Source organism: Pseudomonas sp. E45-MNA-CIBAN-0222, assembly GCF_040310405.1.
Lineage (GTDB): Bacteria > Pseudomonadota > Gammaproteobacteria > Pseudomonadales > Pseudomonadaceae > Stutzerimonas > Stutzerimonas stutzeri_AC.
In genome coordinates this window covers 103764-118349 of the sequence record NZ_JBEOPU010000010.1, presented here as the reverse complement: position 1 = coordinate 118349, position 14586 = coordinate 103764, and the positions used below count along the sequence as shown (strand labels likewise).

Genomic DNA, 14586 nt, shown 5'->3' with positions numbered 1-14586 from the left:
TATGCAGAATGAACCTCGTAAGGTCCGCGAATTTCGCCGCCGCGAACAGGAAATCCTCGATACCGCGTTGCAGCTCTTTCTCGATCAAGGAGAGGACAGCGTTACCGTCGAGATGATTGCCGATGCGGTCGGCATCGGCAAAGGCACCATCTACAAGCACTTCAAGTCCAAAGCCGAAGTCTATCTGCGGCTGATGCTCGACTACGAGCGCGACCTGAACAAGCTTCTGCACTCACCTGATCTGGACCGCGACAAAGAAGCGCTTTCACGTGCGTACTTCGAGTTCCGCATGGGCGATCCGCAACGTTATCGCTTGTTCGACCGCCTCGAAGAGAAAGTGGTCAAGGGTAATCAGGTGCCCGAGATGGTCGAGCAGCTGCATAGCATCCGTGCTTCCAACTTCGAGCATCTGACCCAATTGATCAAAGGCCGTATCGCCGAAGGCAAGCTGGAGGATGTACCTCCTTACTTCCACTATTGCGCCGCCTGGGCCCTGGTCCACGGCGCCGTGGCGCTGTACCACTCGCCTTTCTGGAGCAACGTGCTGGAGGACCAGGACGGCTTCTTCCAATTCCTGATGGACATTGGCGTGCGTATGGGCAACAAGCGCAAACGCGACTGATGCCTCGGGCAGCATGACGAACGAACAGGCATGGCAGCAATGAACGCGAGCGAGTTTCCAATCCGTTACACAGAGCCGGTGTTCCGGCCGCCCAGCGAAGCTCATTCGCTGATCCTGCCGGTCACCAATGGCTGCTCATGGAACAGCTGTACCTTTTGCGAAATGTATACAGCCCCGCAGAAGAAGTTTCGAGCCCGCGACGAGGCCGAGGTGCTCGAAGAAATCCGTCGTTGCGGCGAGCAGATGATTGTCCAGCGCGTGTTTCTTGCCGATGGCGATGCTTTGGTGCTGCCGACCCGAAGGCTGTTGACGATCCTTGAGCAGATTCGCCAGTGCCTACCGGAGGTGCAACGGGTCTCGAGCTACTGCCTGCCTCGCAATTTGCGCAAGAAGTCCGTCGCGGAGCTGCAGGAACTGGCGGATGCCGGGCTCGGCATGGCCTATGTCGGCGCAGAGTCTGGTGATGATGAGGTGCTGGCGCTCGTCAATAAGGGCGAGACCTACGAATCAACTCTCAGTGCACTGGATAAGCTGGGGCAGGCGGGCATCACCCGTTCAGTGATGATTCTCAACGGGCTGGGTGGCCGGCGCTTGAGCCGCCAGCATGCACGCAACTCCGCGCGCTTGATGAATGCGGCGCAGCCCGAGTTCCTGTCCACGCTGGTGGTCAGCTTCCCGCAAGGCGAAGCGCGCTTTCGCCAAGGGTATGCGGATTTTGAGCCGCTGGTGCCAGCCGATCTGTTTCGCGAGCTGGAATGGCTACTGGAGGATCTTGACTTGACCGACACGGTTTTTCGTAGCGATCACGCGTCCAACTATCTGGTGCTCAAGGGCGTGTTGGGTGCTGATAAACAGGGCCTTTTGCGTCGTCTGCGAGAAGCCATCGAGGATCCGCGCAACGCCCCCTTGCGCGAGGAATGGCAGCGAGGACTTTGACCAGCCAAATCGATGCCGGCGATGTGGATGCGCCCTGATTTGGCGTGGATGCTGCATTGGCTGTCGAATCGCCGGTTTTTCGTCGCCGGCACTGGAGGTGAGTCCCATGCGTTTTCTGTTAGCAATGCCATGCCTGCTGGCACTACTCGCGCTGGCCGGCTGCATGAAGGTCAGCGACATGGCCGAGGGTACTCGCTATCACCTTCGCGATGCCGGCATTCTCGATCACAGCGAAACCCGTCGCACCAACTCCTGGCGCCTGCAGCCGGACTCTTTCATCTACATCGCACAGGGGCATTTCGTGCCACCTGGTGAAGCGTACCCACGGCCCAACGTTGTGGCTGAAGAGGCTTTCAACGGCTTCGTCGAGTACTTCCCGATGGTTCGTCGTGCTCGCGATCCGCTTGGTCTGGAAGAGGCCATGGGAGAGGCTTCGGCGCTCGGCGCCCATTACCTGTTGTATCTGCGTTTCGCTGCGGCGGATGACCGAATCGGTAGTTTCGACGAGCTGAACGATCAGCGTGCGCTTGACCGGCTGGGTGTGGATAGCGGCGTGGTGCAGCTAATGCTGGTGGAAACTGGCACGCGTTATCTGGTTGATACGGCTCGCATTCGTAGTCGCGGCGGGGTGCTCAACATTTACGACGCCAAGCCGGAGCAGCTCTTGCGCCCGCCGCTGCAAGATTATGCTCGTCGGTTGTTGGGCCTGCCGCGCTGATCTATGTGGCAGTATCGGGGCAGGCGAGTACCGCTGCCATCTGAGGAGGACCGAATGACCGATACAGGCAAGGCTGGAGATTTGCTGGCGCAGCTTTCAGCTGGCGAGAAGAAGAAAGGATTGCCGCCGGTGCATCTGTGGAATCCTCCATTCTGTGGCGATCTGGACATGCGCATCGCGCGTGACGGAACCTGGCACTATCAGGGCTCACCGATCGGGCGGCCGGCGATGGTGCGTTTGTTTTCCACGGTGATTCGTCGCGACGGCGAGGATTACTTTCTGGTAACGCCGGTCGAGAAGGTCGGCATTCAGGTGGAAGACGCCCCCTTTGTCGCGGTACGCATGGAGGTAAGCGGGCAGGGTGAGGGGCAGCTCTTGCGCTTTATCACCAACGTCGAGGATGAGGTCGAAGCCGGAGAGGAGCATCCACTACGCGTCATCACCGATCCACAGACTCAGGAGCCGGCGCCATATGTTCATGTGCGCGCGAATCTCGAGGCGCTGATCCATCGCAATGTGTTCTATCAGCTGGTGGAGCTGGCGGTGCCCGGCGAGGTGGATGGCCAGAGTTGGCTTGGCGTCTGGAGTGGTGGAAAGTTCTTCCCGATTGGAGCCGCTGAGTAGCGCGTCGGCTGTTTCGTTACCTATGATCGAAAAAAGGCTCCCTCGGGAGCCTTTTTGCTGGTCTTACATGTTGGGGTAGTTCGGCCCGCCGGTACCTTCCGGCGCCACCCAGGTGATGTTCTGCGCAGGATCCTTGATGTCACAGGTCTTGCAGTGCACGCAGTTCTGCGCATTGATCTGGAAGCGCTTGCTGCCATCGTCGTTGTTCACGACTTCGTAGACGCCAGCTGGGCAGTAGCGCTGCGCCGGTTCGTCGTACATCGGTAGGTTTTTCTCGATCGGAATGCTCGGATCAGCCAGCTTCAGGTGAACCGGTTGCTCTTCCTCGTGGTTGGTGTTGGACAGGAATACCGAGGAGAGCTTGTCGAAGCTCAGCTTGCCGTCCGGCTTGGGGTACTCGATCTTCTTCGACTCGGCGGCTGTCTTGAGGCAGGCATAGTCCGGTTTGGTATCGTGCAGCGTGAACGGAATCTTGCCGCCGAAGATGTTCTGGTCGATGAAGTTGAAGGCGCCGCCTTTGATGGTGCCCCACTTGTGAATGGCTGCGCCGAAGTTGCGGCTCTTGTAAAGCTCGTCGTACAACCAGCTGGACTTGAAGCCTTCTTCGTAAGCGCTCAGTTCCTCGCCGCCTTCACGCCCGGCCAGCAGCGCATCGGCCGCCGCTTCGGCAGCCAGCATGCCGGACTTCATTGCAGTGTGGCTGCCTTTGATCTTGGCGAAGTTCAGCGTGCCGGCGTCGCAGCCGATCAGCGCACCGCCGTTGAATACCATCTTCGGTAGGCAGTTGATGCCGCCCTTGGCAATCGCGCGCGCACCGTAGGAAACGCGCTTGCCGCCTTCCAGGTACTGCTTGACGACTGGATGGTGCTTGTAGCGCTGGAACTCGTCGAACGGCGACAGATACGGATTGCTGTAAGACAGGTCGACGATCAGGCCGACGACCACCTGGTTGTTTTCCAGGTGATAGAGGAAGGAGCCTCCGGTGTTTTCGTCGTTCAGCGGCCAGCCGGCGGTGTGCACCACCAGGCCCTGCTCATGCTTGGCCGGGTCGATGTCCCACAGTTCCTTGATGCCGATAGCGTAGTGCTGCGGATCGACATTGGCGTTGAGCTGGAAGCGGTTGATCAGCTGCTTGCCGATGTGACCGCGGCAGCCCTCGGCAAACAGGGTGTACTTGGCGCGCAATTCCATGCCCGGCGTGTACATCCCTTCTTTCGGATTGCCTTCGCGATCAACGCCAAGGTCGCCGGTCAGGATTCCGCGGACGATGCCGTTCTCGTCGATCAGTGCTTCTTGGGCGGCAAATCCCGGATAGATCTCGACGCCCAGGTTCTCGGCCTGCTGAGCCAGCCAGCGGCACAGGTTGCCAAGTGAAATGATGTAGTTGCCTTCGTTATGCATGGTTTTGGGGACCAGTGCATTGGGCAACTTGCTGGCCGCTTCGGCGCTCTTGAGCAGGTAGATGTCGTCACGCTTTACCGGCGTGTTGAGCGGGGCGCCGAGCTCTTTCCAGTCAGGGAACAGCTCGTTGAGCGCGCGCGGCTCGAAGACTGCGCCAGATAGAATGTGGGCACCTACTTCGGAGCCTTTCTCAACGACGCATACACTGATTTCCTGACCAGCGTCGGCGGCTCTCTGCTTCAATCGGCAGGCTGCGGATAGGCCTGCAGGGCCGGCGCCGACGATGACAACGTCGAATTCCATGTATTCGCGTTCCATTGGGCTTTCTCCTACTCAGGGCTTGGTTGTTATATAAGTGATGGAGGGCTGTGATCGGTCCCTGACCGAGCCGGGCCGGCGCATTATATATAGACGCTCGGATCGGTCCAATACAAACGTTTGTTTGAATTTTCTGGAAGCCTGTTAGAATCGGCCGAACCGCGCCGTTATGACGGGTCATATGCGTTGTTGACCCCGTCCTCGGCCTGCGGTCAAGATACGGACGGTTTGCACTCGCCGAACAGGGCAGCGGCTATCAAAACCCAAGCCACGAGCAAGGCTCGGTTCGCCTCGGCGGAATTCTATTCACCGGAGAGTAACGAGGAATCCATGAAGGTTCTTGTAGCTGTCAAACGAGTGGTCGATTACAACGTCAAGGTTCGCGTCAAAGCGGACAACTCCGGCGTTGACCTCGCCAACGTCAAGATGTCGATGAATCCCTTCTGCGAAATTGCCGTGGAAGAAGCTGTTCGCCTGAAAGAAAAAGGCGTGGCGAGCGAAATCGTTGTCGTCTCCATCGGCCCGACCGCTGCCCAGGAGCAGCTGCGCACCGCGCTGGCGCTGGGCGCCGATCGCGCCGTGCTGGTCGAGTCCACTGATGAGCTGAACTCCCTGGCTGTCGCCAAGCTGCTCAAGGCCGTGGTCGACAAGGAGCAGCCGCAGCTGGTCATCCTCGGCAAGCAGGCAATCGACAGCGATAACAACCAGACCGGGCAGATGCTCGGCGCATTGACTGGTTACGCCCAGGGCACCTTCGCCTCCAAGGTGGAAGTGGCTGGCGACAAGGTCAACGTGACCCGCGAAATCGATGGCGGCCTGCAGACTGTTGCGCTGAACCTGCCGGCGATCGTCACCACAGACCTGCGTCTGAACGAGCCGCGCTATGCGTCGCTGCCGAACATCATGAAGGCCAAGAAGAAGCCTCTGGAAGTGCTGACTCCCGATGCACTGGGCGTTACCACCACTTCTACCGTAAAAACCCTGAAAGTCGAAGCGCCGGCTGCTCGCAGCGCTGGTATCAAGGTCAAGTCCGTGGCTGAACTGGTCGAGAAACTGAAGAACGAGGCGAAGGTAATCTAAATGACTATCCTAGTTATCGCTGAACACAATAATGCCGTCCTTGCGGCCGCTACTCTGAACACCGTTGCCGCGGCGAAAGCCATCGGTGGCGATATCCACGTGCTGGTAGCCGGTAGCGGTTGCGGCGCCATCGGCGAAGCCGCTGCGCAGATCGAGGGCGTGGCAAAGGTCCTGGTCGCTGACGATGCGGCCTATGCCAATCAGCTTCCGGAAAACGTTGCACCGCTGATCGCCGACCTGGCCAAGAACTACAGCCACGTGCTGGCCGCTGCTACCACCAACGGCAAGAACTTCCTGCCGCGCGTTGCCGCTCAACTGGACGTCGACCAGATCTCCGAGATCGTTGCCGTTGAAAGTGCCGACACCTTCAAGCGCCCGATCTACGCCGGTAATGCCATCGCTACCGTGCAGTCCAGCGCCGCGATCAAGGTCATTACCGTACGCGCCACCGGCTTTGATGCTGTCAATGGCACCGGCGGTTCGGCTGCCGTCGAGCAGATCTCCGGGACTGGCGATGCCGGCAAGTCCGCCTTCGTCGGCGAAGAGCTGGCCAAGTCCGATCGCCCTGAGCTGACCGCTGCCAAGATCGTCGTTTCCGGCGGCCGTGGCATGCAGAACGGTGACAACTTCAAGCACCTGTACTCGCTGGCCGACAAGCTTGGTGCGGCGGTGGGGGCTTCCCGGGCCGCAGTCGACGCCGGCTTCGTGCCGAACGACATGCAGGTCGGCCAGACCGGCAAGATCGTCGCGCCGCAGCTGTACATCGCCGTCGGTATCTCCGGTGCCATCCAGCACCTGGCGGGTATGAAAGACTCCAAGGTGATCGTCGCGATCAACAAGGATGAGGAAGCCCCAATCTTCCAGGTTGCCGACTACGGCCTGGTGGGCGATCTGTTCGAGATCGTTCCGGAGCTCGAAAAGCTCGTTTGAGGTTGACTGCTGTTGAAGGAACCCGCTCATGTAGCGGGTTTTTTCATGGGCGACGGTTGGGGTCGTCGGTGTAAGATCGGTGGGCCAGAATCGGCATCACTTCATCTTGGCGCGACAAAGGGGATCTTCATGCGTTTTGCTTTTCCGTTGAAGTCAGCGTTGGTTGCGCTGGTGTTGGCAACGCCATTCACCGCGATGGCGGCGGGAAAGTGCGATCGTCTAGTCGCTACCGGTGCGTCGGATAACCCTCCCTTTCTCTGGCGTGATCCGCAGAACCCCAAGCGTCTTGTGGGTGCCAATGCCGACCTGCTCGCGCAGATAGCCGATTCGCTCGATCTGAAGCTGGATCTGCTTTATACGGGGGATCGAACCAAGGCGTTCGAGGAAGTACGCAGTGGGCGCGTCGACGTACTGGCTGATGCGACTCTGACGGTTCAGCGGCTCGAAGAGCTGGATTTCGTGCATCCGGCCATCTTGCAGCTGCAGACCGTAGCGTGGGTGCGCAACGAGCCAGGATTTTTCTATTCCAGCCGCGAAGATCTGCGCGGTCACCGCGGTATGGTCGTTTCGGCCAGCCGTTTCGGTAGCGAATTCGATGCGTTTGCAAAGGCCAATCTTCAGTTGCAGCAGGCCGCTGGGCTCGCACAGGGCCTGCAGAAACTTGTGGCAGGTGGCGGTGACTATCTTCTGAGCGAGCGCTACCGTACGGTCGCTGAAGTAGATGCTCTAGGGTTGTTGGACAAGGTCCAGCGTCTCGATCCGCCTGTGGTGGCGAGGGATATGCACCTGGCCATCTCTCATGATTCGGCATGCAACGACCCTTGGCTGCGCGGACAGTTAGCGCGAAAAATGACAGAATTGCGCGCCGCCGGCGTGCCGGAGCAACTGGTGGCGCACAATCTGACGGTCTGGAAGAACCAGCAGGCAGAGCGGGCTAACGCTCCGAAAAAGTAGGGTTTTCCGTGTCTATGCAATTTCTTCTCGCACCTGTGCTGGTGCTGCTCATTATTAGCGGTTGCGCCAGTGATCCGGCGCCCGTCGAACAGCTGCGCCTGAGCGAGCAGGCCGTGGTGCAGGCGCGTTCCATGGATGCTTCTGAGGCTTACGAGGAGTTGGTGCTGGCCGAGAAAAAGCTAAGTGCGGCTCGTGCTGCGTTGGAAGCCGGTGACAATCGCCAGGCCCGCATGCTTGCCGAACAGGCCGAGCTCGATGCACGTCTGGCCGAGGCCAGGGTTCTGAAGGACAAGCGCCAGGCGCAGATCGACGATCTCAATCGACGTATTCAGCGTTTGCGGCAACAGTTGGGAGAGCAGCGGTGAGAGGCCGATTCACGATAGCGATGATCGGGCTGTGGTTGGCTGGCTGCTCGACACCAGAAACCGAGCGTGAACTTGCTGAAGCATCTGCGGCGCTGCAGCGCATCCAGGCTGATAGTGCAGTGCAGCGTAGCGCACCTAAGGACTTGCAGCGGGCCATTGAAACGTTGCAGCGTGCAGAGCGTTTCAACGAGTACTGGGGTGGTGCCACCGATGCGCGCCATTACGCTTACCTGAGTCGACGTTACAGCGAGATCGCCGCGCAACAGGGTGAATTGTTGCAGCATCAGGAACAGGTGGCGCGTCTGGAAATGGAGCGTGATCGGACCCGGCGCATGCTGCAGGACGCAAGACTCATGACCGCCGAGCAGCAGGGCCGCTGGCTGGAAGACCAGATGATGAGCCTTGCCGCGAGTGAAACCGATCGTGGGTTGGTAATGACCCTGGGGGATGTTCTGTTTCACGCTGGCAGCGCTAACCTCAGCAGTTCCGCCAATCGCACCTTGCTCAAGCTCGTGCATTTTCTCCAGCTCAACCCGCAACGCAAGGTGCGTATCGAGGGCTACAGCGATAGCCGCGGCGATCCGCAGGCAAATCTCGCGCTGTCCCGCTCGCGCGCGCAAACAGTTGCCGATCTGCTGGTGAATCTGGGGATTGGTGCTGAGCGGGTGGAGGTACGCGGTTACGGCGAGCGCTTCGCTGTCGCTGAAAACGCCTCGGCTCGCGGCCGCGCTCAGAACCGACGAGTCGAGATCCTGTTTTCCGATGCGGACGGCAATCTCGGTCCTGATCGCTGAGAGTGGCTCTGACTAGACTGTTTCGGCCACACGAAGCATAACTGTATTGGTTTGCCTCTCCGCTGGTGCGCTACTGTTACGGTTCAGTTGGCAGGAGACCGGCGAGATGACCAATCTGTTGCTCTATCAGCGCATTGCCCAGCAGCTCGCCGAGGACATTCGGCGGGGTGTATATCGACCTGGCGAGCGCGTTCCCTCGGTGCGCAAGATGAGCCGGCAGCTAAGCGTCAGCCATGCCACCGTATTGCAAGCGTATGCCAACCTCGAAGATCAGGGGATGATTCGCGCCCGCCCGCAGTCCGGTTTTTATGTGCATCAGACGCCGGTGCTCACCGCGCCTACACCGGACATCGCTCAAGTCGAGCGGCCGGCGCTGGTCACGCGCAGCAGTATCATCAATCAGGTGCTCAGTGAATCCCGCCGTGAAGGGCTTATTCCGTTGGGCGCTGCTGTCCCCCATGTCGATTACCTGCCGGTACGGGCGCTCCACCAACAGCTTTCGAAAGTCACGCGCTTCCAGAGCCCGCGGGCGTTCAGCTATATGTTCAGCCCGGGCTATGAGCCACTGCGGCGTCAGGTGGCAATCCGCATGCGCGATGCTGGGGTGGTGGTTGATTCCGCTGAGATCGTCATCACGCATGGTTGTGTCGATGCGCTGCAAATGGCCCTGCGCGTGTCGACCAAGCCAGGCGATCTGATTGCTGCCGAGTCGCCAACTTACTACGGCCTGCTGCAGCTTGCCGATCTGCTCGGGCTTAAGGTCATCGAGATACCGAGCGATCCCGATACAGGCATGAGCCTGGAAGCGCTGCAGCTGGCGGCAGGGCAATGGCCGATCAAGGCGCTGGTGCTGACGGCGCGCCTGAGCAACCCCTTGGGTGTGAGCATGCCCGACTACCGGCAGAAGCAGTTGTTGAACCTGGCGGCGCGGTTCGATATCCAAATCATCGAGGACGATATATACGGTGAGCTGGTGTTCGATCAGGACCAGTACAAGGCGCTCAAGTCCAATGATCAGGATGGGCGCGTTATCTACTGTTCCAGTTTCTCCAAGACCCTGTCGCCTGGGGTGCGCATCGGCTGGATCATCGCCGGGCGGCACCAGCCGGAGATCGAGCGTTTGCAAACTTTCAGCACGCATTCGGCGTGTAGCGTGACCCAGATGGGGGTAGCGGCTTATCTCGAAAATGGTGGCTACGACCGACATCTACGGGCCGTTAGGCAGGAGTACCGTAAGAATCTGAGCGCTTTTCAGCTGGCGGTACAACGTTACTTTCCCGAAGGCACTCAGATGACGAGGCCTAAAGGCAATTTCATTCTCTGGGTCAGTCTGCCGGTACGGGTCAACACTCAGGATCTGCATGTGCGGGCTCTGGAGCAGGGGATCAGTATTGCCCCGGGGCTCATATTCAGTAACACCGAACAGTTCAACCACTGCATCCGACTTAATTGTGGGTTGCCTTGGAATCACGAAACCGACCGGGCGCTGCGCACGCTCGGGCAGTTGGCGTCGGAGCTTTGTGGAGTCGCCCAGTAGGGTTGCTCTGATCCGGAAGCCGTTAGGAGCGATCTAGATGCGAAGGCCGCTGCTGTTGTTGCTGTCACTGGCCTTGCTCGGCGGGTGCGGAGAGGACGAGTCGACCTCGGAGTCCGAGCGCTCGCCGGTGCCGATCGAGGAACAGGCGCTGCCGCCGGTTATCGCCGAGCCGTCTGAGGAGCCCCCGGATCTCGAGATCGAGCTTGCGCCAATCGAAGAAAGTTCGGATGCCGAGCCGCCCGAACTGCAGATCAATATACCTGAGCCTGAACCCAGGCCTGCGGTCCAACCGGCCCCGGTCAAGCGGCCTGCCGAGAAGGCGGCGGAGGTTGAGCTTCCCGCGCCGGTACTTGACCTGCGGCTGCCGGAGGAGCTGGCTGAAGAACTGATGCCAGCGACTGGCGGCGAGCCCGTTCGGCTGTTACCGCCGCTTTTCGATTCAGCCAGACCATCGCAATCGATGCAGGTCGACGGCCGCTTGATTCCCAGTGAAGATAATGACGAAGGGCTAATCGACGGCGCTGAAATTCGCTTCGAGTTCAAGCGCTAAGCCCCAAAGGGGCTTGCATCCTCAGCGTTGGATCACCATAGCGTGAAGCAATCCATGCAGCTCTTGGGCTGGCAAGGGGTGGCTCATGTGGAAACCCTGCACTTCCGTACAGCCATCATCGGTCAGCAGGCGCAGCTGCTCTTCCGTTTCCACGCCCTCGGCCGTAACACGCATCCGCAGGCCGCGACCTAACTCGATTAGCGCGCGCACAACCGAGTGATCTTCCGATGACTGCCCGATGCCGGCAACAAAGCTGTTATCAATCTTGATCACGTCGAAAGGATAGTGGCGTAGGTTGGTCAGCGACGAGTAGCCCGTGCCGAAGTCATCCACTGCCAGGCGCACGCCGAGTGCCTTGATGCGGTTGAGCAGGTCCAGCGTGCTCTGGGTCTCGCGCAGCAGCGCGCTTTCGGTGATTTCCAGTTCCAGGCGTTCTCCCTGCAAACCATTCTCGCTGAGCGCCCGCGCTATTTCGTCGAGTAGCCGGTCGTCATGCAATTGCAGCGGCGACAGATTCACCGATACCACCAAATGGCTCGGCCACATTGCCGCTTGTTTGCAGGCTTGATGCAGCACCCAGCGTCCGAGCGGGATGATCATTCCTGTCTCTTCGGCCAGCGGAATGAAATGCTCCGGTAGCAACATGCCTCGCTCGGGGTGGTGCCAGCGCAGAAGGGCTTCAGCGCCTACGATCTGCATGCCCTGGCTTAGGTAGCGCGGCTGGTAGTGGACCTCCAGCTGCCGTTCGGCAATTGCGATGCGCAGTTCGTCTTCGCGTCGCAGGCGCTCATGTAGACGCTGGTCCATTTCTCGGCCATATGCACGCCAGGTCCCGCGTCCGGCCTCCTTGGCCTGGTACAGCGCTATGTCTGCGCAGCGCAGCAGTTCGTTGGCCTGAGAGGCATCCTCTGGGGCCAGCGCAACACCGATGCTAGCTCCGATGTTGATTTGCTGATCCTCGTAGACAAAGGGGGCACTGATCGCCTCAATGATGCGTTTGCACAAGTGGTCGATATCTGTGGCTTCACTGATCCGATGAAGCGCGACGACGAATTCGTCACCCCCCAGTCGCGCCACGAGGTCGCCGTCACGGGTGTGCTCACGCAGGCGCGACGCAACTCCGATCAGGACCTCATCGCCGGCCGCATGACCAAGGGTGTCGTTCACCGGCTTGAAGCGGTCGAGGTCGATGTAGAGCAGGGTCAGGATCGAGCCGCTACGCGGCGATGTCAGGTTCTGTTCGAGGTAGTCGCGCAGGCGGCTGCGGTTGGGCAACCCTGTCAGTGCGTCATGTTGGGATAGGTATTGAACGCGGGCCTGGGCCTTGGTTTCTTCGGTAGTGTCACTGGCGGTTCCACGGAAGCCAAGCAACTTGCCGTCGTGATGGATGGCACGTGCGGCCAGGCGGCAATAGCGCTCACATCCATCAGCCGCGCGGTAGCTGCTGCGCAAGGGCATGGTCTGCGGTGCTTCGAGCCAGTTTTCCAGCGCGGCGCTGTCGGTAATCAGTAACTCCAACAGAGGCCGGCCTAGCCATTGCCCGGGTTCATGCCCAGTTATTTGCCGGAAGCGATTGGAAAGAAAGGTCAGTCGAGCGTGCGCGTCTGTTTCCCAGATCCAGTCGGACGAGGCTTCTGCAACATCGCGAAAACGCTCTTCACTTGCTGCCAGCGCCCCGCGACTGGCAGCAAGCCGTGCATAGCTCGTGTCCAGTAGATTCATCAGGCGCAGGGCGTGGCGGATTAGCAGCCAGGCGAGCAGAGCCAAGCCAAGCGCCACGGCTGCCAGCACAGGCAGCGTAACCCACAACAGCAGGCGGCCCGGTTGTGCTGCAGTCCAGGTGAATTGGACGGGCGAACCATCCTCCATCGACAGATGGATACTAGGGCCCTCGATTTCGACAGTCTCGGGGGCCAGGCGTAGTTGCTCGATTGCGTATTGCTCGCCGATCTCCCGCAGCCGCTCGGCATCCAGCAGATCGACGAACAGGAGCGTGGAGGCCGGCCCCTCGTCTTCTTCTATGTCAGAGCCACCGGTGGTTAGCACGGCCGCGGCGACCAGCGCTGGCGAGCCCTCGACCCAGAGTAACGCGGAAACGCCTGCCTCTTCTTCAGCCGCTGCGCGCGCTCGCGCCAGCAGCTCCGGTAGTCCGTGTTGCAGGTACTGAGTACCCTCGACTTCTTGCAGCTTTCCGCGAACAACCGAGTAGCTGGTGTCACCTGCGGGCGTTATCACCAGCACGGCGTCGTAGCCGAAATCCTTGTAGAGCGACGGGCCCAGATTGGCTTGATTGAAGGCCCAAGCAACATCGACCTGCTTGTTGAGATGAGCGTAGGCATCCCCCCAAAAGGCGTAATCGGCGATGGAGCGTTCCATCCAGTCGTGCTGCACCTGCAGCGCTTTGCTGGTGAGAAAATGGCTTTGTTGCAAAGCGTTCTGATCTATTCGCCGAGCGATGTGGATAACCGCTAATGCAGCAGCCACCAGAGCGATTACCAGCAGCGCGACCATTCCCGGGAGGATGCGACGAGCAAAGATGAGTCTGGCCTCCGGCTTGGCCGGGCCATCTTCAGTAGGGAGGGTGTGCATGAGGAGAATCCTAACCAGAGCGGCAATGATCGCGGCGGTGCGGCATGGTGCCACTGCCGAGTAGCGAAATCATCCCAAGAGCAAGCATCCGCGCAGAGGTTCAGCGTCTGTCCCGTTCCCTGGCCTCTTCGGCGTCGGCCTCAGCGTTGCGTTGGGCGATGCGCTGTTTTTGTTCCTCGGTCAACGGAATCTTGCGGGCAGTGGAGCGTAACAATAGTAGGCTGCTGACAATCGAGCCTAGTGCGACGATCAGAATTAGCCAGAAATACCAAGGCATGCTCTTCCTCCAAGCGGACATTTAGTGAACCTGCGCCGACAGCTGCACTGTACGTGGGTGTGTCTGACTGGTTACCTATTGGCTCATGACGACGTTCTGTTTTGACCAGCCTGCCTGGCTTTCGTCGCAAGCGACATTTTCTGCGACAATGCGCGCCGAATTTTCCGAGGACGTGTCATGACCTGCCAGACTCCGATCATCGTAGCGCTCGACTTCCCATCCCGCGATGCCGCGCTGGCATTGGCGCAGCAACTCGATCCCACGCTTTGCCGGGTCAAGGTAGGCAAGGAATTGTTCACGCGCTGTGGTCCGGCTGTGGTTGAGGCGTTACAGGGGATGGGCTTCGAGGTATTTCTCGACCTCAAGTTTCATGACATTCCCAACACTACCGCAATGGCTGTGAAGGCCGCTGCCGAGCTGGGTGTGTGGATGGTCAATGTGCACTGTTCCGGTGGTCTGCGGATGATGGCGGCCTGCCGTGAAACGCTTTCCAGCATGTCCGGGCCTGCACCGTTGCTGATCGGTGTAACCGTGCTGACCAGCATGGAGCAGGACGATCTCGCCGGCATCGGTCTGGATATCGCGCCGCAGGATCAGGTGCTGCGGCTGGCCGGGCTGGCGTCGCAGGCGGGCCTCGATGGGCTGGTCTGTTCGGCGCAGGAGGCCGTGCCGCTCAAGGCGCAGTTCCCGGCGCTGCAACTGGTTACCCCAGGCATTCGTCCGGCTGGTAGCGCGCAGGACGATCAGCGCCGCATTCTCACGCCCGCCCAGGCCATGGCTGCGGGCTCCGATTATCTGGTGATCGGCCGGCCTATTGCTCAGGCAGCCGATCCGGCGCAAGCGCTGGCAGCCGTGGTCGCCGAGCTGGCATGACGAAAAAGGCTGGGCCTA

At 59.9% G+C, this 14586-nt stretch carries 15 protein-coding genes; 12 read left to right on the top strand and 3 right to left on the bottom strand.

The window, feature by feature from the left end; all coding sequences use genetic code 11:
* The first annotated feature begins 1 nt into the window (after position 1).
* The 4 genes from AAEZ08_RS16005 to AAEZ08_RS15990 all read left to right on the top strand — a co-directional run bounded on the left by AAEZ08_RS16005 (position 2) and on the right by AAEZ08_RS15990 (position 2900).
* The gene (locus AAEZ08_RS16005; RefSeq protein ID WP_003283650.1) at positions 2–622 is read left to right on the top strand and encodes a TetR/AcrR family transcriptional regulator; all 621 of its coding nucleotides are present in this window, start codon (positions 2–4) and stop codon (positions 620–622) included.
* Positions 623–661: 39 nt separating this feature from the next.
* The gene (locus AAEZ08_RS16000; RefSeq protein ID WP_003283648.1) at positions 662–1558 is read left to right on the top strand and encodes a radical SAM protein; all 897 of its coding nucleotides are present in this window, start codon (positions 662–664) and stop codon (positions 1556–1558) included.
* A gap of 106 nt (positions 1559–1664) precedes the next feature.
* Positions 1665–2276 (top strand): DUF4823 domain-containing protein, encoded by a 612-nt coding sequence (locus AAEZ08_RS15995; RefSeq protein ID WP_003283647.1) that lies wholly within the window; start codon positions 1665–1667, stop codon positions 2274–2276.
* A 54-nt stretch (positions 2277–2330) separates the two neighbouring features.
* A complete protein-coding gene (locus tag AAEZ08_RS15990; protein ID WP_003283646.1) occupies positions 2331–2900 on the top strand; it encodes a DUF1285 domain-containing protein in 570 nt (189 codons plus the stop codon).
* 63 nt (positions 2901–2963) lie between these two features.
* Here AAEZ08_RS15990 and AAEZ08_RS15985 read toward each other — a convergent pair whose 3' ends face one another.
* On the bottom strand, positions 2964–4619 hold the full coding sequence (locus AAEZ08_RS15985) for an electron transfer flavoprotein-ubiquinone oxidoreductase (RefSeq protein WP_102819524.1): 1656 nt from the start codon (positions 4617–4619) through the stop codon (positions 2964–2966).
* Between the two features lie 330 nt (positions 4620–4949).
* Here AAEZ08_RS15985 and AAEZ08_RS15980 point away from each other — a divergent pair, with 330 nt between their 5' ends.
* The 7 genes from AAEZ08_RS15980 (at position 4950) to AAEZ08_RS15950 (ending at position 10829) form a co-directional block, all read left to right on the top strand.
* The gene (locus AAEZ08_RS15980; RefSeq protein ID WP_102819525.1) at positions 4950–5699 is read left to right on the top strand and encodes an electron transfer flavoprotein subunit beta/FixA family protein; all 750 of its coding nucleotides are present in this window, start codon (positions 4950–4952) and stop codon (positions 5697–5699) included.
* Entirely contained in the window at positions 5700–6629 is a 930-nt protein-coding gene (locus AAEZ08_RS15975; protein WP_058064794.1) for an electron transfer flavoprotein subunit alpha/FixB family protein, read from the top strand.
* A 129-nt stretch (positions 6630–6758) separates the two neighbouring features.
* Entirely contained in the window at positions 6759–7583 is an 825-nt protein-coding gene (locus tag AAEZ08_RS15970; protein WP_003283642.1) for a substrate-binding periplasmic protein, read from the top strand.
* Between the two features lie 14 nt (positions 7584–7597).
* Positions 7598–7948 carry a DUF4398 domain-containing protein gene (locus tag AAEZ08_RS15965; protein ID WP_058064793.1) on the top strand — a complete coding sequence of 117 codons (351 nt, stop codon included), beginning with the start codon at positions 7598–7600 and terminating at the stop codon, positions 7946–7948.
* A 20-nt stretch (positions 7949–7968) separates the two neighbouring features.
* Positions 7969–8742: an OmpA family protein gene (locus AAEZ08_RS15960; protein ID WP_058064792.1), complete on the top strand. Its 774-nt coding sequence runs from the start codon at positions 7969–7971 to the stop codon at positions 8740–8742.
* 106 nt (positions 8743–8848) lie between these two features.
* A complete protein-coding gene (locus tag AAEZ08_RS15955; RefSeq protein WP_181066814.1) occupies positions 8849–10279 on the top strand; it encodes an aminotransferase-like domain-containing protein in 1431 nt (476 codons plus the stop codon).
* Between the two features lie 37 nt (positions 10280–10316).
* Positions 10317–10829 carry a hypothetical protein gene (locus AAEZ08_RS15950; protein WP_102819528.1) on the top strand — a complete coding sequence of 171 codons (513 nt, stop codon included), beginning with the start codon at positions 10317–10319 and terminating at the stop codon, positions 10827–10829.
* Between the two features lie 21 nt (positions 10830–10850).
* On the opposite strand, the gene AAEZ08_RS15945 is transcribed toward AAEZ08_RS15950, so the two are convergent.
* Both AAEZ08_RS15945 and AAEZ08_RS15940 read right to left on the bottom strand, forming a co-directional pair.
* Positions 10851–13418, bottom strand: a complete 2568-nt coding sequence (locus AAEZ08_RS15945) for a bifunctional diguanylate cyclase/phosphodiesterase (protein ID WP_500124685.1) — start codon at positions 13416–13418, stop codon at positions 10851–10853.
* A 100-nt stretch (positions 13419–13518) separates the two neighbouring features.
* Positions 13519–13695 carry a DUF2897 family protein gene (locus AAEZ08_RS15940; RefSeq protein ID WP_003283635.1) on the bottom strand — a complete coding sequence of 59 codons (177 nt, stop codon included), beginning with the start codon at positions 13693–13695 and terminating at the stop codon, positions 13519–13521.
* Positions 13696–13872: 177 nt separating this feature from the next.
* On the opposite strand from AAEZ08_RS15940, the gene pyrF reads away from it, so the two are divergent.
* Positions 13873–14568, top strand: a complete 696-nt coding sequence (gene pyrF / locus AAEZ08_RS15935) for an orotidine-5'-phosphate decarboxylase (RefSeq protein ID WP_500124684.1) — start codon at positions 13873–13875, stop codon at positions 14566–14568.
* Positions 14569–14586 lie beyond the last annotated feature (18 nt).